Raw genomic sequence first — 23,070 nt, forward strand, 5'->3', positions numbered from 1 at the left:
CATGGCAATTTCACTCACTTCAATCTCGCGCACTTCGCGCAACAGCCTCCCGCCGCGCGTGGTGATCCACGGCGATGGCGGAGTCGGAAAGTCCACGTTCGCCGCCAGTGCGTACAAGTCGATTTTCCTGCCGTTCGAGGATGGCTTGTCTGGCTTGGAGGTTGACGCCTTCCCACGACTGACCGGATACCAGGATGCCATCGACGCCATTGCCTCGCTTGCGCAGGGCGAACACGAGTTCGGCACGGTCGTCGTGGATTCGCTGGATTGGCTGGAACCGCTGGTGTGGGCCGAGGTTGCGAAGGCGCACGGTAAGGACAGCATCGAGGCCATTCCGTATGGAAAGGGATATGTCGAGGCGCTTCCGTTGTGGGCAAAACTTCTCGATGGGCTGAACTACCTGCGCGAGAAGCGAGGCATGGCCGTGATCCTGATCGCGCACAGCGAAATCAAGCGATTCGAAGCCCCAGATTCGGAGCCGTTTGACCGCTATCAGATCAAGCTACACAAGGGAGCAAATGCACTGGTGCGTGAGTGGGCCGACATCATCGGATGGGCGCACCACGAAACAGCCATCAAGAAGGAAAACATGGGATTCCAGACCCGAGCCCGTGGCGTGGCAACCGGACGCCGACTACTGCGCGTGGCCGAAACTCCGGCGTGCGTCGCTAAGAACCGCTACTCCCTGCCCGGTGTGATCCCGCTTGAGTGGGGCGCACTGATGCAAGCAATGCAGCCGCAGCAGCAGGCGGCGTAACGACCACGGGGCGGCACCGGCGCTGCCAATGACGGTGCAGACGGATTCGACACCCTCGCCCCACCACTTTCAACGAAGCAACCACATAGAGGTAAACAGTAATGGCTAACTTGACCGGCTTTTATGACCCGAGCGCAGAAATCCCAACCGGGGGCGGGGCATTGCCCGCTGGGTGGTATTTCGCGCAGATCATCGAATCGGAACTCCGAGACAATTACAACAAGGACGGCGAGGAATACCAATTCACCTACGAAGTCATGGATGGCGACCACAAGGGACGGAAGTTTTGGCACTCCATTGCCCGTAGCGGACCCGATACAAGCCGAATTGGAAAGGGGCAAGGCGAAATCAATGCCATCACCGCCGCTTGCGGCATCAAAGGCGCTCCCAACGACACCCAGGATTTCCACTACAAACCGCATTGGGTCCGGCTGTCGTTTGTCGCAGCCGGAACATCATCCAAGTCTGGTAACACCTACCAGAAGGACCGCAACTTTCTGAATGAGTGGAAGCCTGCCAATGATGGCATGGCCCCGACTCAGGATTCCCCGCAGCCTGCCACTTCCGCGTCGTCCACCCCGCCGTGGGTCGCTAAGTCGGCCTGATCCAGCCCACGAGTTGCGCGTGTATCTCCGAGGGCGGGCCGGCGTCCTGACGCAACAACCGGCCAACTTTCAATGGGGTGAATGCGCAGGCTGATGCGCTGTAGCGGCGCAGGAATAAGCCGCATGGGAAACCAGAACGATTCCTGAGCCGGAGATCAGCACCGGCCACCCCACCCAACACCGAGGACACTCATGGCCGCCCTACCGCCGCCACGCTCACAGACTGTCGAGGCCATCTATACATGGTGGCAGGGAAAGATGGAGCCGCCGCGCGCCTATCTTGGGGCCAGCGCCATCGGCCGCGAGTGCGATCGGCAACTTTGGTATGGCTTCCGCTGGGCGACAGGCGGGGAACAGTTTGACGGACGGATGAAGCGGCTTTTCAATCGCGGCCACCGCGAGGAACCCGTGTTCATCGAGGAGTTGCGGGCCATCGGGTGCACGGTCAAGGACATTGATCCTAGCACCGGGGATCAGTTCCGGTTCAAGGCGGTCGGCGGGCATGTCGGGTGCGGCTTGGACTCCGTGATTCTCGGCGTTCCGGAGGCGTCAAAGACTTGGCACTTGGGGGAGTACAAGACCCACAACGCAAAGAGCTTTGCGGCGCTTGTGAAGGATGGCGTAGCAAAGTCGAAGCCCGAGCATTACGCACAGGTGCAGCTTTGCATGAAGCTGTCGGAATTGACGCGGACGCTATACCTTGCCGTCAACAAGGACACCGACGAACTGCATGCCGAGCGCATTCACTACGACTCCGACTTCGCCGATAGGGTGCTGACGAAGGCCGAGCGGATCGTGTACGCGCCCGAGCCGTTGCCCCGCCTCTCCGATGACCCAGCATTTTTCAAGTGCAAGTTTTGCCCCGCCTCCCAGGTATGTCACGCATCCGCGCTTCCGCAGGTGTCGTGCCGCACCTGCCTACACGCGACGCCAGAGCCGGACGGTGATGGTCGATGGTCGTGCGCGAAGTTCAATTGCGACCTGAGCGTCGATATCCAGAGAGCGTCCGGAGAGCAGTGTCGGTCGCATCTATACATTCCTGCCCTACTCCACAATTGGGGCGAGGCCGTTGACGCCAGTCAGGAAGATGGCTGGGTTGAGTATCGGGCCACGGATGGCCTTGTTTTTCGCAACGGACCGTGGGGCGTGACGAGTTTCACCAGCAAGGAGTTGTTCGCTGCGTCGCCGGAGTTGTTGCGCAACGAGCAATTCATGTCTATCAGGCGAGACACGAACGCAAGGATTGTCGAAGGTTCAGAATGGAAGGATGCAGCCTAATGGCACACCACGGATACATGGGAGTAATCGGGAAAACGCCAGTGTCCAGCATTGCGAACAAGTGCGCCGAGTTCATTTCACGGCCGCGTGCCGTGCCGATGGCGGTATGCGTTGACCCCGCGCTAAGGGTTACGGTCGGGGAATACGACGACTCGGTGCCGTCCGATGTGATCGGCGTGTACAACAAGACCATCGGGCGAATGGAGTTGTGGCGTCAGATCGAGGCTGATTTGCGATGCGAATATGAGCTTCGGATTGGTGGGCTTGGGAGGGTGGCGTGATGGCGGCGCGTAGGCGCGGTCTGTACAACGCAATAAGCAGCTATCGGCGAGTATACGACCGATCTTACATTGAAGATTTAATTTCCAACAGGTCGGAAGCCAACAGCGCACTCTACAACGTTCCAAATTACCTTGTGTTCAGTTGGAAAGAAAGAATGGGTCAGTGTTTGCAGAGGTACTTTCGCCGGCACCACGACGGGCACTGCACGGTTGGGGCGTGGAATCGGGCAATTGACAAGTACGTGGGAGATTCAGGGATTTTCGGGCGTGGGAGCGTCATTGCAACTAGGCACATACGTGTAACAGAGGGGACTTACTTCGATGGTTATAGGGACATAACCAGGACAAGGAATCACAGCGAGGATTACGAAGATCGCGTAACGATAAGAAATATCGTAGGGAAAAAGCATACGCACACCTACGGCCAAATCCGCGCCCGCATTGCTCGATACCAAAAGTTCCTAGAGGAACGCGCAAAACGCGACGAGCTTGCCGTCCGGCGCGAAGCAAAAAAAGTATTAAATGCTGCGCAATCCGTTAAGCGATCCCCCGCCCAACTCTACCGGCACTGGGACAAGGATGGCCGTCTGCTGTACGTCGGGATCGCGTGCAACTTCGTAAATCGTCTGGCGCAACATAGGAACGATTCGGCGTGGTTCCCGCTGATTGCAAACGTCACGATCCAGCACTTTGATTCAAGAGAGGAGGCCGCCGCCGCCGAGGTTCACGCGATCCGCACCGAACTCCCGATCTTCAACAGGGCGCATAGCGTCATTGATCTGGCAGCCTAATGCAACTCCGCCCCTACCAGTCTGCCGCCCTCTCCACCTGCTGGGACTACCTGCGCAACCGCACCGGCAACCCCGCCATCGTCTTACCGACTGGCGCGGGGAAGAGTCCACTCATGGCGGCCATTGCACGCGATGCCTACCAGAATTGGGGTGGGCGTGTCGGGGTGATCGCGCACACCCAGGAATTGGTCGGCCAGAATTTTGACAAATTTCGCAAAGTCGCCCCCGACCTACCTGCCGGAATTTACTCGGCCAGCCTGAACCGCCGCGACCGATTCGACCCGATCATGTTCATGCAAATTCAGAGCGTTGCGCACCGGGCAGACGCACTCGGAAAATTCGACCTGTTGCTGATTGACGAGGGGCACCGCATTCCACTCAAGGGCGAGGGGCGCTATCGCAGATTCATCGAGGGCTGCCGGCGGTGGTCGCCCAATCTTCGCGTCGTGATCCTGACGGCGACCCCGTACCGGTTGCAGGGTCAAGCCGTCCCGATATGTGGTCCCGACTACATCGCGACCGAAATCGCCTATGAAGCCCGTATCCCCGACCTAATCGCCGATGGCTACCTGTCTCCACTTATCAGCATTGCGGGCGACAACCCCGACCTTAGTGCCGTCCACCTGAAAGGAGGTGAGTACATCGAGGACGAATTGGCCGACGCCATGATCCGGCTCGTGGAGCGTACGGCGGACGACCTTGTGCGGCGCGCAGCCGAACGCCGCGCCATCATCGTGTTTTGCGTCAACGTCGCCCATGCCGAGGCTGTACGCGATGCGCTGACCCGGCGCGGCGTTGCCACCGGACTCGTCCACGGCGGAACGCCGAAGGGTGAGCGCACCGCACTGCTTGACCAGTTTCAGGACGGCCAATTGCGTGCGATGGTCAACGTCAATGTGCTGTCTGAGGGATTCGACGCGCCGCATATTGATTGCGTTGTCATGTTGCGCCCTACAAAGTCACCAGGCATGTACTACCAGCAAGTCGGGCGGGGATTCCGTATGGCCCCCGGCAAGGCGAATTGCCTGGTGCTGGACTACGCCGGGAACGTGCTGGAGCACGGGCCAGTAGATCAAATCCGCGTCCGCACGCCACGGCCAGGGAAGGCCGCCGAGGTTCAGGCCGGTAAGGCCAAGCAGTGTCCCGGATGCGAAACTCTGCTGCCATTCGGGACACGAACCTGCCCGGAATGCGGCCACCAGTTCACGCACAGCGCCCCCGACCATTTAGACCGGCCGGTCAATGCGCCCGTGCTATCCAGCGAGCGTGAGCGGGTTGTGGTATCGCTGCCCGTGTCGTCGGTGAAGTACGAGCGGCACGTTGGCAAGGGCGGGAAGCTGGACAGCATGCGCGCGACCTACCAGTGCGGGCTTCGCCGGGTGCATGAATGGATCTGCGTCGAGCATGGAGGATTCGCCGGCCGCAAGGCACTGGAATGGTGGATTCGACGCGACCCGGCCGGCGTGCCGCCGCGTACTGTCGAGGAAGCTCTTGGGCGGGCCTACGGCCTCCCTACTCCCGCCAGGATCACAGTTGACGAGACTGACAAGTATCCGCAGGTGCTTGGGTGCGAATGGGATGCCGAGGCCGTCGCGGAACAGCAGGCGACTACGCTGGAAGCCCGCAAGACGCCGGCTTGGCTGGCCGAGGCGATGAGCGGTCTTTCCTCTGCTTGACAAGTCTATCTTTTGGATAGACACTTACTCCCAACACAACGGAGACCAGCCCATGACCACCGAACACGAAATCCCCGACGCCCTGCCCCGCATTGATCCGCCGGTTGGGCCTAGTGGCGACAACAAGCCCGTGAACGCGCTGGAGTTGCTGGACAACGCCGCTGAGCAAGTGCGATGCGGGGCCGTCTGCGCCAGCGATGCCGAGAAACGGCGTGTCGATGAGGGTATTCGCAAAGCTCGCGACGCCATGAAAGAGCTGATCGAGGCGGCTGGCAAGGCGCAGGACACCAACCGCGAAGATTATGTGTTGGGCCGCCCCGACGTGTCTGGATTGCCCGAGGCCGAGCGCGCCGTATTCCTGCGCGGCTGGGATGCCGCCTCAGAAGCCGTCTTTCGCACCGGCCTCCGCGCCGCCCTCCGCCGCGCGCGAGGGGGTGCGGCATGAGCGCCCAACCGAACGACTACCGCACGAAAGGTCCCGGCGATCTTCCGGGCGACCCAAATCATCCGAACAGCCCGGATTACGTGGAGCCGGAATACGGGTATGAGGAGGCGGACGACGATATCGCGGCTGGCCTTGAGGAAGCGGGAGAAGTTTCCGAGCTTGTGATGGATGTCCGCAACGCGGCGGCTCTGCTTAACTGGATTGCTAACAACGTCGAGTTGCCCGTGTGGGCGCTTCCGGACTTCCGCGCGATTGACCGGCAAGCAAGCTCAATCTCTAAACGCGCCGATGAACTTATCGAGAAGTACGCATGAGCGGAGGAACGAAGAATGATTGACGTGTATATACGCTCGATCAACAGCGCAGACTCATTCCGACTAGCGACCCTAAAAAACGCAGCAGAAGTAGACGATCTGCTAATTAACGTCAGGACGCACGGAGTCTACTGCGACGGCGGCGTTACCATGAAAGTGATTATGCAATACGTGATCGACGAGGAAAACGAAGATGCCTTCGTTGAGTTCATCGCAGGAGAAATGTAATGACCACCATCCCCGAAGCGGCGGACATTCTTCGAGCGCACAACGAATGGCGGCGTGGTGGAGACGGCCCGCAGACAGACCCGATGCAGCTGGGGATTGCTATTGATGTCGCGATTGAGGCTCTTTCTGCACCCCTACCTGCCGGCGGGGAGGCGGTGGAGTATATGCCGTTCGGTTACGTTTATCGTGTCACATCTGACACTAGCTCAGAGCGCGCGTGGAATCTAAACGAAACGGTGTTTTGTTTTGGGGCTGCGCCCGCTAATGGAGTGAAGGGGTCAATCCAGTACCTTAATCTCTACGCCGCCCCTCAGTCCGCGCCAGAGCCGGACGAAATGTCGCCGGACTTCACTGACACGGCGCGCGCAGCTATTGCGTGGGTTCTCTACCACCACCAAGGCGGAAGCAGCCCGATAGGACAGCCACTCCGCTTCGCCCTTGGGATGGGCGCGCATGAACAACTCCCTGACTGGCGCATCGCCGAAGCAAAGCGATACGCGGCGTGGGCTGGCTCCGCCACCGAAAGGTTCCATGCCGCCCCGCAGCCCGCGCCGGCACCGGAGCCTGCTTACGACCGGGAGCTGAGCGCGAGCATGCTGGAAAATCCGCACGGTTTCGCGGTTGAGTCGATGCGCGAACAAGCCCGCCTGCTACGTGAAGCCGACAACGCCACCGCACAGGCGCGGACTGTGGTGATGGGTGAGCAGGGCGGGCCGGATGACGCGATGCTCAATGCGGAGCGGTACGGCTGGCTTCGCGAACACTTCCGTTTTGCGAATGACAGCCTGCATGAGTTGTGGTTTGACGGGTCTCTTGAACCTAACTGCGGCGGGGTGCCAGCTGATCTTGACCAAGAAATCGACAGGGCCATGCTCGCCGCCGCGCCAGAGCTGGGAGAGTCCAATGCGTGACATCAATGGAATGCCCCTCGTGCCCGGATATAACTCAGACAGGATCGATATCACAGCCGGGATGCAGGAGTTGCGTCGGTGCGGATACGAGGCTAACGCAGAGCGCGACATGGTAATCGAGTATGCGCTGGCACGATGGAAGCGCGGCGAGGAAGAACAAGCGCAACGCGGAGCGATAGACAAGAGCTTCCACGGGATCACGCTTACAGCGTGGCTCCGCGTTATTTCCGCCGCGATGGTGGCAGGTGAGACCAACGCCGCGCCAGAGCCGCGCGGTGTGGATGGAATGAAGTGACAGAAGCGACAGACAAGAGAGTGCTGGACCCGTGCTGCGGTACCCGCATGATGTGGTTCCACCGCGCGCACCCGGACGTAGTGTTCGGCGACAAGCGCAGCGAGACGATAACTGTCACCGACCGTTCGCATGGAAACGCCAGTGGCCAGCGCGTGCTGCGCGTAGAACCGGACGTGCCGCTGGACTTCCGGGCGCTGCCCTATGCCGATAGTACGTTCAACCTCGTTGCATTTGATCCACCGCACTTAGTTCGCGCGGGTCCGAAAAGCTGGCTGGCGGCGAAGTACGGAAAGCTAGGAGAGGACTGGCGCGATGACCTGCGCCGTGGCTTCGCCGAATGCTTCCGCGTGTTGGCCACCGACGGTGTGCTGGTTTTCAAGTGGAATGAAACCCAAGTCAAGGTGACCGAAGTGCTGGCGCTGACTCCAGTCGCGCCACTGTTCGGTCACCCAACAGGCCGCAAAGGTCTGACCCACTGGTTAGTTTTTATGCGCCCCCAATCCCTAAACCAATCCGCGACTAGCACCACCGAGACAGACCGATGAGCGAACAAATGGAATACCGAGTGACGCTGACCAAATCCGTGACGGTCATGGCCGATGACGCACTTTCCGCGATCCGAGCCGCCGAAAAGGTTGTTCGCGGCGCGAAGGCGGTGAGCGTGTACTGCGACGAATCCGGCGAGCAGCGGTATGTGATCGAGCGTTGTGAGGGATGCGACAAGCCAAGGCTCGATGGCGACAACAGCGGCGCACATTGGGAAGACGGCGTGTGGACATGCGGCGATTGCACGGCGCTGGAACCCGGCGAACGAGTAGCAGGCCGACCATCGCTCAGGGTTGTCGGAAATGCAGCGCCAGAGCCGGGGGTGGGGTGATGCGGGTGTTGGTCGGCTGCGAGCGATCCAGGGTTGTCGCCCAGGCGTTTGAAGCGCTCGGGCATGAAGTCCTGTCCTGCGACATTGAGCCTGCCCGAAGTGGGGGGGGCGCATTACATGGGGGATATTTTCAACGTGATTGACTACCCATTCGACCTCGCCATCTTTCATCCACCATGCACGCACACTGCGGTCAGCGGGGCCAGGCACTTCGCCGAAAAGCGGATGGACGGACGCCTGTACGCCGGCATGAGTTTCATCATGGCGATTGTTCGCAGGTCGGCACATATTCCTCGCGTCGCTATCGAGCAGCCCGTGTCGATCCTGTCAACACTGTGGCGCAAGCCAGATCAGATCATCCAGCCGTGGATGTATGGCCACGGTGAGACCAAGGCTACCTGCTTGTGGTTGCGCGGGCTGCCGCCGCTGATGCCTACAAACGTTGTCGAGGGGCGAGAAAGCCGCATCCACCGCATGCCGCCGTCCGACGACCGAGCCGACAAGCGCAGCGAGACGTACTCAGGGATTGCGGCGGCGATGGCGCAGCAATGGGGCGATCATCCCTTGGAGGCGGCAGCATGAGCGCCAGTGAACCAAACTGCCGAAACCACGAGTGCAAGCTCAAAGAAATGCAGGCCGAGATTGAGCTGCTGAGGAAGAATGCTGAGCGGTGGCGGGTATTGATTAAATACCGGCAGCTTCGATCGTCAGCCGGATACGTTGTGGTCGCAATAGACGACAGGTGTACGCCAGGACAGGCTGAAAATGTCGCTGACCGACTGATCGCTGAGGATGGGAGGGAGTGATGGAATGCCCGAATTGTGGAGTAGAACTTTCGACGGAAATTGTCCCGCTTGAGTCAGAGCGAATGACTTTTCGGATGACGTGGGAAGGCGATGCCATCGAAGCCAAGACCGTTGGCGGCGTTATCGAAAACACGAGGAAACTGCTGGTATCCGCAGCCAAGGATTCCGGGTGTGGAAACTATGCCGTGATGATGGACGGGATCGACTGGGGCGATAAAGAGGCGTCGTTCCACTTCCTCCTGATCGCCAAACCGGGGCGATCTGTCCCCATGATTGGAGGCAACGATGGCTAAGACCTACGCCGCCGCCCGCAAGGAGCTACAGGACCGCACGGGATGGGACATGGCGACGCTCAGGTACGAGCTTGCATTCCAGCAAGCCACCGGCATCCACACTTGGGGAACAGGTCGATGTGGACACCCGGCGCGCGGATCGGGATTCTGCGCCGACTGCTTGCAGGCGGAGATTGATAGGAGGGCGCGGGGTGATTGAAGCGTATTTTGTGCTAGCTGCGTGGTTCTATGCTACTGACATGATCGCCGGCCACGTTGCTGGAGTTAAGTGCAGGCCAATCGCAGGGATAGGATTAGCTGTGGTTTGGCCTATTTCATTGGCGGTATCGCTTGTGGCATCCGCTGCACTCGTCCGCGCCTACAGACTCAAGCTGTACGGAGGCGAAGATGGCTGAGCTAACTCCGCACGGATTCAAGACAAAGCAGTTGCTTTGCGAAGTCGTGATAGACGGCGCTATCCGGGTTCTTAATACCAGATCAGGTGAGTGGGTGATGGTTCAACAATCGGGCAAAGGCGTTAAGCAGTGGGTCACCACTGGAAAATTCTCGCAAGACGCATTGCGCAGTTACCTTAGCCACACCGGAGGCGGAGATGGGCGCGGCTGAGCGACTGCCCGGAATTTACACCTACGCCGACCTGAAATCCATGTGCAAGCCGGAAGGGAACCCAACCCTTGCAACCGTTGAGCGATGGCTGATCCGGCAGCGCATCCCGTACCACTACGACGGCAACGGCGGCGTCTGGACGACACCAGAGGCCATCAACTCCGCGCTCGGGATTGGTGGCAAACTGGAGGCCTACCGTCCCGAGGATTTAGCCTGACATGCCTCGCCCGCGCAAGCACAATCAAACCATTCCCACGCATATCGATCAGACCAAAATCCCGAAGGGCATCTATTGGGATTCCTCTGGAAACGGCCGCTGGTATGTGAGAGACGGCGAGCGCGCGATGAAGGTAGCCGGACCCGCTGCCAAACTGTCTGACCTCCACGACATTGTGGAGCAGCGAAAAGGCGGCTCCGCGCGGGATACGGTCGGATATTTCATTGAGCGATTCCACGCGAGCGCGAAGTTCGGGAAGCTGTCACCACGGACTCAGAGCGATTACGAACGGCAGGCAAATATCATTCGTAGCTACATGACCCCGATGGGGATACCGCTTTCTGCCGTGCTTGCCACGCGTCTGTCGCCAACGTCAATCCAAAGGGTCGTAGATAAACTGGAAGATGCGGGCACGCCGACTAAGGCAAATCACCTGCTCCGCTACTTGCGCAGGGTACTGAGCCATGCCGTGCGCCACGAAGGGCTACCATCTAATCCTGCGAAGGGCGTTGAACAGGCAAAAGAGCGAGCCAGGTCTGGGATGCCATCCCTACATGCGTTTGCCAGAGTCCTGTCCTTCGCCCGCGAACGCAGCCAGAGACAGGCTCACTCCGCTGGTAGCGTCTCAGCGTATCTCCCCCACCTGATGCTGATAGCTACGGTCTGCCGCCTCCGTGGGATCGAGGTAGTGACCATCACGGAAGCACAGGGAACACCAGATGGGATTCGCGCAGTCCGCAGGAAGGGTAGCCGGGACAACGTGACAGCGTGGACGCCCGAGTTATCGGCCGCGTGGAATGAACTGTTGAGGATTCGCGGCGACGCTTGGGAACGGAATCGAGTCCCCTACCCTCTTCGACCAGAGGATCGACCGATGTTTGTGGCCGAGGCCGGACATGCGCTGAGGAAGTCGGCTCTGGACACCGCATGGCAGCGGTTGATGGCTATGGCCGTCAAAGAGGGCGTGATTGCAGAGGATGAGCGATTTACCTTGCACGGGCTCAAGCATCGCGGCATCACTGACAGCGCCGACAAGGCGGCGGGCGGGCACCGGACGGAACGGATGCGGCAGCACTATGACCACGATACGCCGGTCGTGGAACCATCGAAAACAACGGAGTTTTCAGGAGTGATTTCAGGAGTAGCGGTAACGATCCCTGTAAGTGACTGAAATACATGGTGGGCCGTGATGGATTCGAACCATCGACCAGCGGATTAAAAGTCCGATGCTCTACCGACTGAGCTAACGGCCCACGGGCTGGAAAGCCTTGCAAATCAAACGCCCGGCATTGCGCCGGGCACGTCATTCTACCCCAGACCACCGCCACCGGCGAAATCAGGCGTAGTGGGTCGGGTCGGCCACGCCGGCGTCGGCGAAGCCGGCCGCGCGCAGGCGACAGGCATCGCAGTGCCCACAGGCTAGGCCCTGCGGATCGGCACGGTAACAGGAGACGGTCAGGCCGAAGTCCACGCCCAGGCGCAGGCCTTCGCGGACGATGTCCGCCTTGCCGAGTTCGATCAGCGGCGCATGGATGCGGATACCCGCCCCTTCCACCCCCGCCTTGGTCGCCAAATTAGCCAGCCGCTCGTAGGCGGCAATGAATTCCGGGCGGCAGTCGGGATAGCCGGAATAGTCGACTGCATTGACGCCGCAGAAGATGTCGGCCGCGCCCAGCACTTCGGCCCAGCCCAGCGCGATCGACAGCATGATCGTGTTGCGTGCCGGCACGTAGGTGACCGGAATTCCGGCACCGCCGGCTTCCGGCACCTCGATATCGTCGGTCAGCGCAGAACCGCCGATCGAGCGCAGGTCCACATCCACCGTCTTGTGCGCCACCGCACCGAACTGCCCGGCCACCCGTGCGGCGGCATCCAGTTCCGAGGTATGCCGCTGGCCGTAGCGCACGCTGAGTGCATGCACGGCGAACCCGCGCTCGCGCGCGATTGCCAGCACCACCGCCGAATCCATGCCCCCGGAGACCAGAACCACTGCATTCTTCATGGCGGGAATTGTACGGCCTCGGCAGCGATGCCGCCCGAATCCCGCGGACCGGATCAATGGCCCGGCGCGTCGTCCCACAGCAGCTTGTGCAACTGCATCTGGAAGCGCACCGGCAGGCGGTCGGTGACGATCCAGTCGGCCAGCATCCGCGGCGGCAATTCCGACTTGCTCGGCGAGAACCACACCATGCAGCGCTCGTGCAGGCGATGCTCGCGGATCACCTCGCGCGCCCACTCGTAATCGGCGCGACCGCACAGCACGAACTTGACCTGATCGCGCGCGGTCAGGCACGCCAGATTGTCCCAGCGGTTGCGCTCGACTTCCGCCGACCCCGGCGTCTTGATGTCCAGTACCCGCGACACCCGCGGATCGACGGCGGAAATATCGATCGCCCCGGAGGTTTCCAGCGAGACCTGGTAGCCGGCATCGCACAGCCGCTGCAGCAGGCCCAGGCAACGCTTCTGCGACAGCGGCTCGCCGCCGGTCACGCAGACATGGCGAACGTTGTGGCCGGCGATCTCGTCCAGAATGTCGTCGATGGCCCGCCACTGGCCGCCGTGAAAGGCGTAGGCGGTGTCGCAATACTGGCAGCGCAGCGGACAGCCGGTCAGGCGCACGAATACGGTCGGCCAGCCGACGGCATCGGCCTCTCCCTGCAGGGACAGGAAGATTTCGGTGATCTTCAGTCGCGATTCCGCGGACGGCGCGGTATCGGTAGCGGCAGCAACGGTATTCATGACGGCGACACTATGCCGCGATGGACCGCGGCGGGAAAGCGGCCTTGTCCGATCAGCGCAGGCCGGCCCGGCCGACCTGGATGGCACGCAGGCGGTCGTCGGCGGTGCGGGCGACGTCGCTGCCCGGATAGCGGGCCATGACATCGTTGAGAATGCGCTCGGCCTCGGCCGTCTTGCCCAGCCCGTAATCGCACAGGCCCAGCTTCAGCAATGCGCCGGCGGCCTTGTCATGGGTGGGATAGCGGTCCAGCAGTGCACCGAACTGTTGCGAAGCCAATTGATAGTTGCCGGTCACGTAATAGCTTTCGCCCAGCCAGTACAGGGCGTTGGGCGCATAGACCCCACCCGGGTACAGCTCCAGGAAACCCTGGAACAGCTTGGCCGAGTCGGCGTACTCGCCGGCCTTCAGCGCATCGAAAGCCACGTCGTAGGCGGCGCGCTCGTCGCCGGCCTGGGCCAAGGCGCCGACATCGCCATGTACGGTCGGCCGGCTGTCGGCAGGTGCCGGAACCGGATTCGCCGCGGCCTGGTCTCCCTCGGATACCGGTGCCGTTGCTGGCGTCTCGCCGCCTTCCAGCCGGTTCAGACGGCTGTCCAGGTCCAGGTACTGATCGCGATTACGCTGCTTGAGTTGCTCGTTCTCGTTCTGCAGCTGCTCCAGCATCCCGCGCAACTGCATCACTTCGCGGCGCAACTGCTCGATCTGGTTGACCAGCTCGGTATTGCCCTGGTCGGCCGCGGCATGCGCTTCCAGCGCCGTGACCCGGTCGGACAGACTCTGGCGCTGTGCCTGAGCTGGCAGAACCAGGGCGAAGGACAGTACGGCGGCGAAGAAGAATCGAGTCGGGATGCGCATGGAGAATGTCGTCGTGTTTCAGTTACGGGTGCCGGGTGTCGGGTGTCGGAAACCGGTATTCAGCCTGCATGACCTTACTGTGAGGGGCACGGGAAAGTCTGAACGGCGCCCCCGTCGCGATCGTGCCGCCGCACAGACGAATGCCCGCTTGCGCGGGCATTCGTCGGCGTTTCCCGGGCCGGAATCCGGCCGGGTGGCGCGGCTTACTTGGCGGTATAGACGATTTCGACGCGGCGGTTGCGTGCCCAGCAGTCCTCGCTGGACTCGGTGCAGACCGGACGCTCCTCGCCATTGCTGATCGTGTTCAACTGGCCGGCCGAGCCGCCATTGGCCATCAGCGCGGACGACACCGCGTTGCCGCGACGCTCGCCCAGGCCCAGGTTGTACTCGCGGCTGCCGCGCTCGTCGGCGTTGCCTTCCAGAGTGATGCGCGAAGACGGGCGATCGCGCAGGTATTTGGCGTGGCAGCCGATGATCGCCTGGAACTCCGGCTTCAGCGCATCCTGATCGAAATCGAAATAGACCACGCGCTGGCGCAGGCAGGCATCGGTATCGAGGTCTTCGGGACCATACACGCCCGAGGTCACCGGAGCGGTCGGGGTGGTCGGAGCGGTGACGGTGTCGTCGACCGGCGGAGTTTCCGGCTTGACGTCCTTCTTGCAACCCGCCAGTACGGCGACGGACAGCAGGGAAAGCATGACTACGCGTGCGCTGGTGTTCATGGAAGAATCCTTCGTCTCGCTTACAGGGTGGGTTTTACGGGGGTTTGCGGGGGATTCTAGCGCGTAATCGGTTACGGCTGCATGCGCCGGGAGAACTAGCGGGCTTTCCGGTACGGCCCCCATGCCGGTTCGCGGACATCGCCGTTGGCCAGAACCAGCCGCTGGCGGACCCGGCCATCGGCCGAAACCGCATACAGCACGCTACGGCCACCATCCCGGGCGGCGTACAGCAGCATGCTGGCATTGGGGGCGAAGCTGGGCGACTCGTCCAGCGCACCCGGCGACAGCATGCTCCAGCGCGGTGAGCCCAGGCTGCTGTCCATCAGCGCGATCCGGTAGGTATTGCCACTGCCCTGGGCCACGGCGATCTTCTTGCCGTCGTAGGACACGCTGGCGGTGGCGTTGTAGCTGCCGTCGAAGGTCACCCGGCTGGCGCTGCCGCCGGCCGACGGAACCTGGTAAATCTGCGGCTTGCCACCACGGTCGGAGGTGAAATAGATCGTGCCGCCGTCGGCGCTCCAGACCGGCTCGGTGTCGATGCCGAACTGCCGGGTCAACTGGGTCAGCGCCTTGCTGGCCAGATCCATCACGTAGATTTCCGGGTTGCCGCTGCGCGACAGCGACAGGGCCAGTTTGCGGCCGTCCGGCGAGAATGTCGGCGCGCTGTTGATACCACGGAAACTGGACACCAGTTCGCGCGCACCGGTACCCAGGTCCTGGATGTAGATCGACGAATTGCCGCGCTCGAAGCTGACGTAGGCCAGCCGGCGGCCATCCGGGCTCCAGGCCGGCGACAGCAGCGGCTCGGCCGAGCGCACGATGGTCTGCGGATTGAAACCATCGGCGTCGGCCACCATCAGCGCGTAGCGCGCGTCACGGCCCAGCCCGGTCTGGGTGACGTAAGCGATCCGGGTCCAGAACGCGCCGGGCACGCCAAGGATCTTTTCGTAGATGGCATCGGCCATCTGGTGGGCGACATCGCGCATCGCGTTGGCGCGCGCGGTCATCGCCAGGCCCAGCAGGCGCTCCTGCTTGGCCACGTCGAATAGCTCGTATTCGACCCGGTAGCTGCCCTCGGCGGCATCGACGACGCGACCGACCACGATGTAGTCCTGCCGCAACGCCTTCCAGGTCGGGTAATCGATCTCGCCGCCGCGGGTCGGGCGCTCGACCATGCTGGCATCGGCCAGCGCACGGAACTGGCCGGAGCGCTCCAGATCGGCGCGCACCACCGCGGCCACGTCGGTGCCGGGCATCGCCACCGCGCCCTGGTAGGGCATCGGCACCACGGCAATCGGCAGGGCCGAGGCATTACCGCCGACGATGTCGATTTCCAGCCCCTGCTGGGCCATCGCCGCCAGCGGAGCGAGCAGAAGAAGGGCGAATGCGGCAAGCCGATGCGTCAGTGTCTTCATGGGCGCAGTATCTGGTTCAGGTTCCGGAATGATTCGACAGTGTGCATGCCGACGCTTGCGCTACCGTGAACGGCGCCGCCACTCAGCGGTCCTGGGCTTCGAAGTTGAGGGTCAGGGTGCGGCTGAACACCGACTCGTAGCCCCGATACGGCAAGGGCTGCGCCTTCAGTACCGCGCGCTCGACCGAATCGCGACCGGCCGCGTCCATCGCGCAACCGGACTGCACTTCGGCGCTGATCACCTCGCCGCCGGGCAACTGCCTGATGACCACACGGCAGCGCGTCCCCAGCGGGACCGATTCCGGCCGCACCCACTGCCGCAGCACGGCTTCCTGGATCGCTGCTGCATAGCGCGCACGCAAGCCTTCATCGACGCCGGCCTGCCCGGCCGGAGCACTGGACTCGGAGCCGTATTGCACCGCATTGGCCGAACTGGCTTGAGCGGCTTGCGCATCGTTGATCTGCCGCAGCTTCTGTTCGGCCCGCGCCTTTTCGCGGTCGAGCTTGGCGCGCTCGGCACGGATCGCGGCCAGCTTCTTCTGCCGCGCCTCTTCGTCGCGCTTCTTCTGCTCTTCTTCCTGCTGCTTGGCCAAACGCAGGCGGTTCTCGGCTTCCTGCTGGCGCTGGCGTTCGGTCAAGTCGATCTGCTCCTGCCGGCGCTTGGCCTCCTGCTCCTTGCGCGCGGTTTCCTGCGCGATGGCGTCGGCGCTGACTTCGTCCTGATCCACCCGGTCCGGCACCGGGATGCGCTCCTGCGCCTGGGTCTGCTGCGGTACCGGCGCATCCTGCGGGCGTGGTTCGGGAATCGGCTGCGGTGGTGGCGCGGTGTCCTCTTCGACCGGCTCGGGCTCGACCGGTTCAGGCAATGGCAGCGGGTCATCACGCAGCGCCCGCCGTACCGCGCGATCCTCGGCCGCGGTAGTGTCCATGGTCGCCTCAATCACCGGCGCGCCGGCCGCGGCCGGATCGTGGTCCCACTCAATCCGTGCGGCCAGCCACAACAGCAGCGCCAGCAGCAGGTGCACACCGATGGCCAGCGCCAGCGGCCCGCCCAGGCCACCGTCGTCGTATCCGTTGCGCGGGAGCGTTTCGGCGTGCATGCGACCGCGCTATTGCGTCCACAACACGACGTTGGTGACCTTGGCTTTGCGCAGCGCATCGGTGGCGTCGATGATGCGCTGGTACGGGGCATTGCCCTCGCCGGCCAGCAACACGCGCATGTCGTTGCCCTGCTGGGCCTTGATCGGCGCCAGCATCGCCTCCAGCGCGGCCGCATCGACTTCGCGCGGCTGCTCGTCGCCGGGCAGCTTCAGCCCTAGCCGGCCGTCCGGGTAGGCGATCACGATCACCGGCTCCTGCTTGCTTTCCAGCGCCTTGCCGGTGGACGAGGGCAGCTTGACGTCCACGCTGAGGGTCAGCAATGGCGCAGTGACCATGAAGATGATCAGCAGCACCAGCATCACGTCGATGTACGGGACCACGTTGATCTCGGACTTCAGCTTGCGCCGCTTGCGATGGAAGATGCCTCCGGCCATCGTCCGCGCCCTACTCGCCCGAACCCTGGCGCTGCAGGATCGAGCTGAACTCCTCGGCGAAGCTTTCGAAACGCACGCTCAGGCGCTCGACCCGGGTGGTGAAGCGGTTGTAGGCCCACACCGCCGGGATCGCCACGAACAGGCCGATGGCGGTGGCAAACAGCGCCTCGGAGATGCCGGGCGCGACCGAGGCGATGCCTGCCTGCTCACCGCTGCTGACCATGTCGTGCATGGTCACCATGATCCCGAACACGGTGCCGACTAGGCCGACATACGGCGCGGTGGAACCGATGTTGGCCAGCAGTTCCAGGTTGCGCTCCAGATGATCGACCTCGCGCGTGTAGGCCACCCGCATCGCGCGCTGCGCGCCTTCCAGCTGCGCCCGCCCGTCCAGGCCGCGCTTGTCGCGCAGGCGGGCAAATTCGCGGAAACCGGCCTCGAATACCGCTTCCAGCCCGCGCAGTTCGCGGTTGCGGTCCGATGCGGCCGAATACAGCTTGCCGAGGTCGGTACCCGACCAGAACCGGGTCTCGAACTCGTCCGCACTGCGATTGGCGCGGGCGAAGATGCGCGCCTTGCGGAAGATGATCAGCCAGCTGATCAGCGAACCCAGCAGCAGCAGCAGCACGATCAGCTTGACCGGCAGGCTGGCCTTGAGCATCAGGTCGAAATAGTCGATGCCGCCATGCGCAACCTGGGCGGTAGCCTGCGCGGCGGCCTGGCTGACGTCCACCGGCAGCGCCTCGGTGACGGTGGCAAGCGGGGCCAGGAATGTTGCGATCATCCGTTGGGTCCTCGTGCTGGCAGGCAGCGGTTGTTGTCTCGGGGGAACATGTCGGGATTCGTTCCCGGAATCGGTTCAGACATCCGCCGCTTCCAGCGACTTGAATGCCTGGTACAACGTGGCAGGCAACGCAACGGGGCTGAAGGCCGAGGCTTTCAGCGCCGCCACCCGCACCTGCGCCGTCAGCAGCAGCGTCCCGTCGCGCACGATGCGCTGCGCGAACGCAAAGCTGGCGCGCCGGCACTGGCGCAGCTCCACTTCGACCTGCAGCAGGTCGTCCAGCCGCGCGGGTTTGAGGAAATCGATCCGCATTTCCCGCACCGCGAACACCAGATCGTGGGACTGGCGCAGAAGTTCCTGACCGTAGCCATGGGCGCGCAGCCACTCGGTACGGGCGCGCTCAAGGAAGGCCAGGTACTGCGCGTGGTACACCACGCCACCGGCATCGGTATCTTCCCAGTACACCCTTGTCGGCAGGCTGAACACCGGCGAATCGCTCATGCCTCGTCCTGGGTCTCGGCGAACAGGTCGGCGTCGGGATTGCGCGGCTTCAGCCCCAGATGGCGGTAGGCCTTGTGGCTGGCCATGCGCCCGCGCGCAGTACGGACCAGGAAGCCCTGCTGGATCAGGAACGGCTCGATCACGTCTTCCAGCGTGCCGCGCTCCTCGGACAGGGCCGCGGCCAGCGATTCCACCCCGACCGGGCCGCCGTCGAAGTTTTCCACGATCAGGTTCAGCAGCCGGCGATCGAGTTCGTCGAACCCTTCCGGATCGACCTTCAGCATCGCCATCGCCGCATGCGCCACCTCGCGGTCGATGTGGCCGGCGGCCTTGACCTGGGCGTAGTCGCGCACCCGCCGCAACAGGCGGTTGGCGATCCGCGGGGTGCCGCGCGAACGGCGCGCGATCTCGGCCGCGCCCTCGGGCTGGCAGTCGATGCCGAGGATCCGCGCCGAACGCTGCACGATCCGCCCCAGTTCCTCGGCCGAATAGAATTCCAGCCGCTGCACGATGCCGAAGCGGTCGCGCAGCGGCGCGGTCAGCAGGCCGGCGCGGGTGGTGGCGCCGATCAGGGTGAACGGCGGCAGGTCCAGCTTGATCGAGCGCGCGGCCGGGCCCTCGCCGATCATGATGTCGATCTGGAAGTCTTCCATCGCCGGGTACAGCACTTCCTCGACCACCGGCGACATGCGGTGGATCTCGTCGATGAACAGCACGTCGTGCGGCTGCAGGTTGGTCAGCAGCGCCGCCAGATCGCCAGCCTTCTCGATCACTGGTCCCGAGGTCACCCGCAGGCTGACCCCCAGCTCGTTGGCGATGACATGGCTCAGAGTGGTCTTGCCCAGCCCCGGCGGACCGAAGATCAGCACATGGTCGAGCGATTCGCCGCGGCGCTTGGCCGCCTCGATGTAGATGCCCAGCTGCTCGCGTACCGGCTGCTGGCCCAGGTAGTCGTCCAGTCGCTGCGGGCGGATGCTGGCCTCGATGGCCTCGTCCTCGCGGGTGGAACCGGCGGCGATGATGCGCTCTTCGCTCATCCGGCTATGTTCGCATGCCGCACGCGGCGGCGCACCGGCTACGCCTACTGCGTGCCCCGGGCGGCAAAGGCGCGAGCCGCCAGCGCGAACGAATGCCGGCGCGCGGCATGGTCGAAGATGTTGGCCGTCAGCATCAGCTCGTCGGGCCGGTGACGGGCGGCGAAAGCGGCGATGCCCTCGGCCACGTCGGCGGCGTCGCCGATCACCGCGCAGGCCAGCGCCTGCTCCACCATGGCCTTCTCCTGCGGCGTCCAGAACGTCTCGATGTCGTCCAGGGGCGGCGGGATCAGTCCCGGCTGGCCGCGGCGCAGACGCACGAAACTCTGCTGCTGGGTGGTGAACAGCCGCCTCGCTTCGGCGCCGGTATCGGCGGCGACCACGTTCAGCGCCAGCATCGCGTACGGCTGCTGCAGGCGCGCGGACGGACGGAAATCGCGCCGGTACAACGCCAGCGCTTCCTCCATCGCCGCCGGGGCGAAATGCGAGGCGAAGGCATAGGGCAGTCCCAGTGCCGCCGCCAATTGGGCCCCGAACAGGCTGGAGCCCAGGATCCACACTGGCACCTCGATGCCGCCGCCCGGAACCGCCTGCACCGCCTGTCCCGGGCGCACCGGTTCGAAATAGCGCAGCAGCTCGGTCACGTCGGCCGGAAACGCATCGGCGCTGGCGTAGTAGCGCCGCAGCGCGCGGGCGGTGGGCTGGTCGGTGCCCGGCGCCCGCCCGAGCCCCAGGTCGATCCGCCCCGGATACAACGACGCCAGCGTGCCGAACTGCTCGGCCACCTGCAGCGGCGCGTGGTTGGGCAGCATGATGCCGCCGGCACCGACCCGGATACGCGAAGTGCCGCCGGCGATGTGGCCGATCAGCACCGCGGTCGCCGCGCTGGCGATGCCCGGCATGTTGTGGTGCTCGGCCAGCCAGTAGCGGGTATAGCCCAGCATTTCGGCATGCCGGGCCAGGTCCAGCGTATTGACAAAGGCCTGCGCCGGCGTGCTGCCTTCGCAGACCGGCGCCAGGTCGAGCAGGGAATACGGGATGCGACAGAGCGCGGATTCGGATGGCGAGTTCATGGACAGGAATTCTCCCCCGCCCTGCGCCGTCTGTCGGCCCCCGGCATGGAATGCTGCGGACCGTCACTGCATCGGCAATGCCCGCGCCGGATCAGATCTCCACCTGCGAACCCAGCTCGACCAGGCGGTTGCCGGGGATGCGGAAGAACTGGTTGGCCGGCGCGGCGTTGCGGTGCATCAATGCGAACAGCTTGTCGCGCCAGATCGGCATGCCGCCGCGCGCGCGCGCGACGATGGTTTCGCGGCTGACGAAATAGGTGGTGTCCATCGGGTCGAAATAAATGCCGCCCTTGTCGCAGCTGCGCATCAGCGCCTGCGGAATGTCCGGCGTTTCCATGAAGCCGAAACGCACCGTGACCCGGTAGAACTCGTCGCCGATCGACTCGATCTTCAGCTGCCTGTTCTTCGGCGCGTATGGCGTGGTCAGCGTCTCGGCGGTCAGGAACACATTGCGCTCGTGCAGTACCTTGTTGTGCTTCAGGTTGTGCATGAAGGCATGCGGGACCACACCGATGTCGCTGGTCAGGAACACCGCCGTACCCGGCACCCGCACCGGCGGCGCCAGCATCAGCCCGGGGATGAACACGTCCAGGCGGATGCCTTCCTTCTGCACCTCGGTGTGCAGCAGTTCACGTCCGCGGCGCCAGGTGCGCAGCAGGGTGAACAGGGTCAGGCCGATCGCCAGTGGCACCCAGCCGCCCTGCATGATCTTGGCGCCGTTGGCCACCACGAAGGCCAGCTCGATCAGGAAGAACACCACGCACAGCGGCAGCACCCACTTGCGCCAGCGCGGCCACAGCGCACGCGCCACCAGCGCCAGCAGCAGGGTGTCGATCAGCATGGTCAGCGACACCGAGATGCCGTAGGCGGTGGCCAGCGCGGTCGAGGTCTTGAAGGTCAGCACCAGCAGCACCACCATCACCATCAGCGCCCAGTTCACCCCCGGCACGTAGATCTGGCCGATGGTGTCCTGCGAGGTGTGCTTGACCCGCATGCGCGGGATATAGCCCAGCTGCATTGCTTGCCGGGTCACCGAGAACGCGCCGGTGATCACCGCCTGCGAGGCGATCACCGTGGCTGCGGTCGCCAGCGCGATCATCGGCCAGCGCGCCCATTCCGGCACACCGATGTAGAACGGATTCTCGACCGCGGCCGGGTCTTCCAGCACCAGCGCGCCCTGCCCCAGATAGTTCAGCATCAGCGCCGGCAGCACGAAGAAATACCAGGCGTAGCGAATGGGTTTTGGGCCGAAATGACCCATGTCGGCATACAGCGCCTCGCCGCCGGTCACCGCCAGCACCACCGCGCCGAGGATGAACAATCCATGCCAGCCGTGTTCGATGAAGAAGCGGGCTCCCCACCACGGGTTGAACGCCTTCAGCACTTCCGGCGCATGCAGGATGTTGGCCACCCCGATCACCGCCAGCGCCAGGAACCAGACTGCAGTGATCGGCCCGAACACCTTGCCGACCTTGGCGGTGCCGAAACGCTGGGTGGCAAACAACCCCACCAGCACCAGCAGCGCCAGCGGCACGATCCAGGCATGCAAGCTGGGTGCGGCCACCTCGATGCCTTCCAACGCACTGAGTACCGACACCGCCGGGGTCAGCACACCATCGCCGAAGAACAGCGAGGCACCAAAGATGCCGAGGATGCCCACCGCATAGGCGGACCGGGAGCCGTTTTTCAACGTGCGCTGGGCCAGCGCCATCAATGCCATGATGCCGCCCTCGCCCTCGTTGTCGGCGCGCATGATGATGGTCACGTACTTCAGCGTCACCGTCAGCATCAGCGCCCAGAACACCAGGGACAACACGCCGAGCACGGTGTCGTGGTTCGCGGTCAGCCCGTAATGCGGCAGGAAGGCTTCCTTGATGGTGTACAGCGGGCTGGTGCCGATGTCGCCGAACACCACGCCGATGGCGCCGACGATCAGTCCGGCCAGGCCGATGTTGCCGTGGCCGTGATGGCCGGAAGCGGAGGACGGCTGGCCGTGAAGCGGCGGCTTTTCTGCTGGGGACATGGACGGACG

General features: G+C 63.4%; 30 protein-coding genes and 1 tRNA gene. 18 read left to right on the forward strand and 13 right to left on the reverse strand.

The window, feature by feature from the left end:
- The first annotated feature begins 1 nt into the window (after position 1).
- From CSC70_RS04025 to CSC70_RS04110, 18 genes are all read left to right on the forward strand, one after another.
- Positions 2-757: an ATP-binding protein gene (locus CSC70_RS04025; RefSeq protein WP_162455382.1), complete on the forward strand. Its 756-nt coding sequence runs from the start codon at positions 2-4 to the stop codon at positions 755-757.
- Between the two features lie 101 nt (positions 758-858).
- Entirely contained in the window at positions 859-1,362 is a 504-nt protein-coding gene (locus tag CSC70_RS04030; protein ID WP_162455383.1) for a DUF669 domain-containing protein, read from the forward strand.
- 192 nt (positions 1,363-1,554) lie between these two features.
- On the forward strand, positions 1,555-2,640 hold the full coding sequence (locus CSC70_RS04035) for a PDDEXK family nuclease (RefSeq protein ID WP_162455384.1): 1,086 nt from the start codon (positions 1,555-1,557) through the stop codon (positions 2,638-2,640).
- A 41-nt stretch (positions 2,641-2,681) separates the two neighbouring features.
- Positions 2,682-2,921, forward strand: coding sequence for a hypothetical protein (locus CSC70_RS04040; protein WP_162455385.1), 240 nt, complete (start codon positions 2,682-2,684; stop codon positions 2,919-2,921).
- The gene (locus CSC70_RS04045; protein ID WP_343038773.1) at positions 2,921-3,712 is read left to right on the forward strand and encodes a GIY-YIG nuclease family protein; all 792 of its coding nucleotides are present in this window, start codon (positions 2,921-2,923) and stop codon (positions 3,710-3,712) included. Before CSC70_RS04040 ends, CSC70_RS04045 begins: the two co-directional genes overlap by 1 nt.
- A complete protein-coding gene (locus tag CSC70_RS04050) occupies positions 3,712-5,388 on the forward strand; it encodes a DEAD/DEAH box helicase (RefSeq protein WP_162455387.1) in 1,677 nt (558 codons plus the stop codon). Before CSC70_RS04045 ends, CSC70_RS04050 begins: the two co-directional genes overlap by 1 nt.
- Positions 5,389-5,440: 52 nt before the next feature.
- The gene (locus CSC70_RS04055) at positions 5,441-5,833 is read left to right on the forward strand and encodes a hypothetical protein (protein ID WP_162455388.1); all 393 of its coding nucleotides are present in this window, start codon (positions 5,441-5,443) and stop codon (positions 5,831-5,833) included.
- Entirely contained in the window at positions 5,830-6,147 is a 318-nt protein-coding gene (locus CSC70_RS04060) for a hypothetical protein (RefSeq protein ID WP_162455389.1), read from the forward strand. The genes CSC70_RS04055 and CSC70_RS04060 overlap by 4 nt, the downstream gene beginning before the upstream one ends.
- Positions 6,148-6,162: 15 nt before the next feature.
- Positions 6,163-6,375 (forward strand): hypothetical protein, encoded by a 213-nt coding sequence (locus CSC70_RS04065; protein ID WP_162455390.1) that lies wholly within the window; start codon positions 6,163-6,165, stop codon positions 6,373-6,375.
- Complete coding sequence (locus tag CSC70_RS04070; protein WP_162455391.1) at positions 6,375-7,286, forward strand: hypothetical protein; 912 nt, start codon at positions 6,375-6,377, stop codon at positions 7,284-7,286. Before CSC70_RS04065 ends, CSC70_RS04070 begins: the two co-directional genes overlap by 1 nt.
- The gene (locus CSC70_RS04075) at positions 7,279-7,581 is read left to right on the forward strand and encodes a hypothetical protein (protein ID WP_162455392.1); all 303 of its coding nucleotides are present in this window, start codon (positions 7,279-7,281) and stop codon (positions 7,579-7,581) included. Before CSC70_RS04070 ends, CSC70_RS04075 begins: the two co-directional genes overlap by 8 nt.
- Positions 7,582-7,628: 47 nt before the next feature.
- Positions 7,629-8,126 carry a class I SAM-dependent methyltransferase gene (locus CSC70_RS04080; RefSeq protein ID WP_162455393.1) on the forward strand — a complete coding sequence of 166 codons (498 nt, stop codon included), beginning with the start codon at positions 7,629-7,631 and terminating at the stop codon, positions 8,124-8,126.
- Entirely contained in the window at positions 8,123-8,458 is a 336-nt protein-coding gene (locus tag CSC70_RS04085; protein WP_162455394.1) for a hypothetical protein, read from the forward strand. The genes CSC70_RS04080 and CSC70_RS04085 overlap by 4 nt, the downstream gene beginning before the upstream one ends.
- 84 nt (positions 8,459-8,542) lie before the next feature.
- Positions 8,543-9,040 carry a hypothetical protein gene (locus CSC70_RS04090; RefSeq protein WP_211369417.1) on the forward strand — a complete coding sequence of 166 codons (498 nt, stop codon included), beginning with the start codon at positions 8,543-8,545 and terminating at the stop codon, positions 9,038-9,040.
- A complete protein-coding gene (locus tag CSC70_RS04095; RefSeq protein WP_162455395.1) occupies positions 9,037-9,264 on the forward strand; it encodes a hypothetical protein in 228 nt (75 codons plus the stop codon). The genes CSC70_RS04090 and CSC70_RS04095 overlap by 4 nt, the downstream gene beginning before the upstream one ends.
- A 74-nt stretch (positions 9,265-9,338) precedes the next feature.
- Positions 9,339-9,557, forward strand: a complete 219-nt coding sequence (locus CSC70_RS04100) for a hypothetical protein (RefSeq protein WP_162455396.1) — start codon at positions 9,339-9,341, stop codon at positions 9,555-9,557.
- A gap of 592 nt (positions 9,558-10,149) precedes the next feature.
- A complete protein-coding gene (locus CSC70_RS04105; RefSeq protein ID WP_162455397.1) occupies positions 10,150-10,380 on the forward strand; it encodes a hypothetical protein in 231 nt (76 codons plus the stop codon).
- Between the two features lies 1 nt (position 10,381).
- Positions 10,382-11,551: a site-specific integrase gene (locus CSC70_RS04110; protein WP_162455398.1), complete on the forward strand. Its 1,170-nt coding sequence runs from the start codon at positions 10,382-10,384 to the stop codon at positions 11,549-11,551.
- A 6-nt stretch (positions 11,552-11,557) separates the two neighbouring features.
- Here CSC70_RS04110 and CSC70_RS04115 read toward each other — a convergent pair.
- From CSC70_RS04115 to CSC70_RS04175, 13 genes are all read right to left on the reverse strand, one after another.
- Positions 11,558-11,633, reverse strand: a tRNA-Lys gene (locus CSC70_RS04115).
- An 83-nt stretch (positions 11,634-11,716) separates the two neighbouring features.
- Positions 11,717-12,382: a 7-cyano-7-deazaguanine synthase QueC gene (gene queC, locus CSC70_RS04120; RefSeq protein ID WP_162455399.1), complete on the reverse strand. Its 666-nt coding sequence runs from the start codon at positions 12,380-12,382 to the stop codon at positions 11,717-11,719.
- 53 nt (positions 12,383-12,435) lie between these two features.
- On the reverse strand, positions 12,436-13,119 hold the full coding sequence (queE, locus tag CSC70_RS04125) for a 7-carboxy-7-deazaguanine synthase QueE (protein WP_162455400.1): 684 nt from the start codon (positions 13,117-13,119) through the stop codon (positions 12,436-12,438).
- 52 nt (positions 13,120-13,171) lie between these two features.
- Positions 13,172-13,975 (reverse strand): tol-pal system protein YbgF, encoded by an 804-nt coding sequence (gene ybgF / locus CSC70_RS04130; protein WP_162455401.1) that lies wholly within the window; start codon positions 13,973-13,975, stop codon positions 13,172-13,174.
- Positions 13,976-14,178: 203 nt separating this feature from the next.
- Positions 14,179-14,697, reverse strand: a complete 519-nt coding sequence (gene pal, locus CSC70_RS04135) for a peptidoglycan-associated lipoprotein Pal (protein ID WP_162455402.1) — start codon at positions 14,695-14,697, stop codon at positions 14,179-14,181.
- A gap of 95 nt (positions 14,698-14,792) precedes the next feature.
- Positions 14,793-16,112 (reverse strand): Tol-Pal system beta propeller repeat protein TolB, encoded by a 1,320-nt coding sequence (tolB, locus tag CSC70_RS04140; protein ID WP_162455403.1) that lies wholly within the window; start codon positions 16,110-16,112, stop codon positions 14,793-14,795.
- An 82-nt stretch (positions 16,113-16,194) separates the two neighbouring features.
- Complete coding sequence (tolA, locus tag CSC70_RS04145; protein ID WP_162455404.1) at positions 16,195-17,211, reverse strand: cell envelope integrity protein TolA; 1,017 nt, start codon at positions 17,209-17,211, stop codon at positions 16,195-16,197.
- Positions 17,212-17,220: 9 nt separating this feature from the next.
- Positions 17,221-17,646: an ExbD/TolR family protein gene (locus CSC70_RS04150; protein WP_162455405.1), complete on the reverse strand. Its 426-nt coding sequence runs from the start codon at positions 17,644-17,646 to the stop codon at positions 17,221-17,223.
- A gap of 10 nt (positions 17,647-17,656) precedes the next feature.
- On the reverse strand, positions 17,657-18,430 hold the full coding sequence (tolQ, locus tag CSC70_RS04155; RefSeq protein WP_162455406.1) for a protein TolQ: 774 nt from the start codon (positions 18,428-18,430) through the stop codon (positions 17,657-17,659).
- A gap of 75 nt (positions 18,431-18,505) precedes the next feature.
- Entirely contained in the window at positions 18,506-18,931 is a 426-nt protein-coding gene (gene ybgC / locus CSC70_RS04160; protein ID WP_162455407.1) for a tol-pal system-associated acyl-CoA thioesterase, read from the reverse strand.
- Entirely contained in the window at positions 18,928-19,968 is a 1,041-nt protein-coding gene (gene ruvB / locus CSC70_RS04165) for a Holliday junction branch migration DNA helicase RuvB (protein ID WP_162455408.1), read from the reverse strand. The genes ybgC and ruvB overlap by 4 nt, the downstream gene beginning before the upstream one ends.
- Before the next feature lie 44 nt (positions 19,969-20,012).
- On the reverse strand, positions 20,013-21,038 hold the full coding sequence (locus CSC70_RS04170) for an LLM class flavin-dependent oxidoreductase (RefSeq protein ID WP_162455409.1): 1,026 nt from the start codon (positions 21,036-21,038) through the stop codon (positions 20,013-20,015).
- A gap of 91 nt (positions 21,039-21,129) precedes the next feature.
- The gene (locus CSC70_RS04175; protein ID WP_162455410.1) at positions 21,130-23,061 is read right to left on the reverse strand and encodes a potassium transporter Kup; all 1,932 of its coding nucleotides are present in this window, start codon (positions 23,059-23,061) and stop codon (positions 21,130-21,132) included.
- Between the last annotated feature and the right edge of the window lie 9 nt (positions 23,062-23,070).

Source organism: Pseudoxanthomonas kalamensis DSM 18571 (genome assembly GCF_010211745.1).
Taxonomy (GTDB): domain Bacteria; phylum Pseudomonadota; class Gammaproteobacteria; order Xanthomonadales; family Xanthomonadaceae; genus Pseudoxanthomonas_A; species Pseudoxanthomonas_A kalamensis.

Bases quoted from the DNA above. Each gene is read 5' to 3' on its own strand.
- CSC70_RS04025 (WP_162455382.1), top strand. From the start codon at position 2: ATGGCAATTTCACTCACTTCAATCTCGCGCACTTCGCGCAACAGCCTC.
- CSC70_RS04030 (WP_162455383.1), top strand. From the start codon at position 859: ATGGCTAACTTGACCGGCTTTTATGACCCGAGCGCAGAAATCCCAACC.
- CSC70_RS04035 (WP_162455384.1), top strand. From the start codon at position 1,555: ATGGCCGCCCTACCGCCGCCACGCTCACAGACTGTCGAGGCCATCTAT.
- CSC70_RS04045 (WP_343038773.1), top strand. From the start codon at position 2,921: ATGGCGGCGCGTAGGCGCGGTCTGTACAACGCAATAAGCAGCTATCGG.
- CSC70_RS04050 (WP_162455387.1), top strand. From the start codon at position 3,712: ATGCAACTCCGCCCCTACCAGTCTGCCGCCCTCTCCACCTGCTGGGAC.
- CSC70_RS04055 (WP_162455388.1), top strand. From the start codon at position 5,441: ATGACCACCGAACACGAAATCCCCGACGCCCTGCCCCGCATTGATCCG.
- CSC70_RS04060 (WP_162455389.1), top strand. From the start codon at position 5,830: ATGAGCGCCCAACCGAACGACTACCGCACGAAAGGTCCCGGCGATCTT.
- CSC70_RS04065 (WP_162455390.1), top strand. From the start codon at position 6,163: ATGATTGACGTGTATATACGCTCGATCAACAGCGCAGACTCATTCCGA.
- CSC70_RS04070 (WP_162455391.1), top strand. From the start codon at position 6,375: ATGACCACCATCCCCGAAGCGGCGGACATTCTTCGAGCGCACAACGAA.
- CSC70_RS04075 (WP_162455392.1), top strand. From the start codon at position 7,279: ATGCGTGACATCAATGGAATGCCCCTCGTGCCCGGATATAACTCAGAC.
- CSC70_RS04080 (WP_162455393.1), top strand. From the start codon at position 7,629: ATGATGTGGTTCCACCGCGCGCACCCGGACGTAGTGTTCGGCGACAAG.
- CSC70_RS04085 (WP_162455394.1), top strand. From the start codon at position 8,123: ATGAGCGAACAAATGGAATACCGAGTGACGCTGACCAAATCCGTGACG.
- CSC70_RS04095 (WP_162455395.1), top strand. From the start codon at position 9,037: ATGAGCGCCAGTGAACCAAACTGCCGAAACCACGAGTGCAAGCTCAAA.
- CSC70_RS04100 (WP_162455396.1), top strand. From the start codon at position 9,339: ATGACGTGGGAAGGCGATGCCATCGAAGCCAAGACCGTTGGCGGCGTT.
- CSC70_RS04105 (WP_162455397.1), top strand. From the start codon at position 10,150: ATGGGCGCGGCTGAGCGACTGCCCGGAATTTACACCTACGCCGACCTG.
- CSC70_RS04110 (WP_162455398.1), top strand. From the start codon at position 10,382: ATGCCTCGCCCGCGCAAGCACAATCAAACCATTCCCACGCATATCGAT.
- queC (WP_162455399.1), bottom strand. From the start codon at position 12,382: ATGAAGAATGCAGTGGTTCTGGTCTCCGGGGGCATGGATTCGGCGGTG.
- queE (WP_162455400.1), bottom strand. From the start codon at position 13,119: ATGAATACCGTTGCTGCCGCTACCGATACCGCGCCGTCCGCGGAATCG.
- ybgF (WP_162455401.1), bottom strand. From the start codon at position 13,975: ATGCGCATCCCGACTCGATTCTTCTTCGCCGCCGTACTGTCCTTCGCC.
- pal (WP_162455402.1), bottom strand. From the start codon at position 14,697: ATGAACACCAGCGCACGCGTAGTCATGCTTTCCCTGCTGTCCGTCGCC.
- tolB (WP_162455403.1), bottom strand. From the start codon at position 16,112: ATGAAGACACTGACGCATCGGCTTGCCGCATTCGCCCTTCTTCTGCTC.
- tolA (WP_162455404.1), bottom strand. From the start codon at position 17,211: ATGCACGCCGAAACGCTCCCGCGCAACGGATACGACGACGGTGGCCTG.
- CSC70_RS04150 (WP_162455405.1), bottom strand. From the start codon at position 17,646: ATGGCCGGAGGCATCTTCCATCGCAAGCGGCGCAAGCTGAAGTCCGAG.
- tolQ (WP_162455406.1), bottom strand. From the start codon at position 18,430: ATGATCGCAACATTCCTGGCCCCGCTTGCCACCGTCACCGAGGCGCTG.
- ybgC (WP_162455407.1), bottom strand. From the start codon at position 18,931: ATGAGCGATTCGCCGGTGTTCAGCCTGCCGACAAGGGTGTACTGGGAA.
- ruvB (WP_162455408.1), bottom strand. From the start codon at position 19,968: ATGAGCGAAGAGCGCATCATCGCCGCCGGTTCCACCCGCGAGGACGAG.
- CSC70_RS04170 (WP_162455409.1), bottom strand. From the start codon at position 21,038: ATGAACTCGCCATCCGAATCCGCGCTCTGTCGCATCCCGTATTCCCTG.
- CSC70_RS04175 (WP_162455410.1), bottom strand. From the start codon at position 23,061: ATGTCCCCAGCAGAAAAGCCGCCGCTTCACGGCCAGCCGTCCTCCGCT.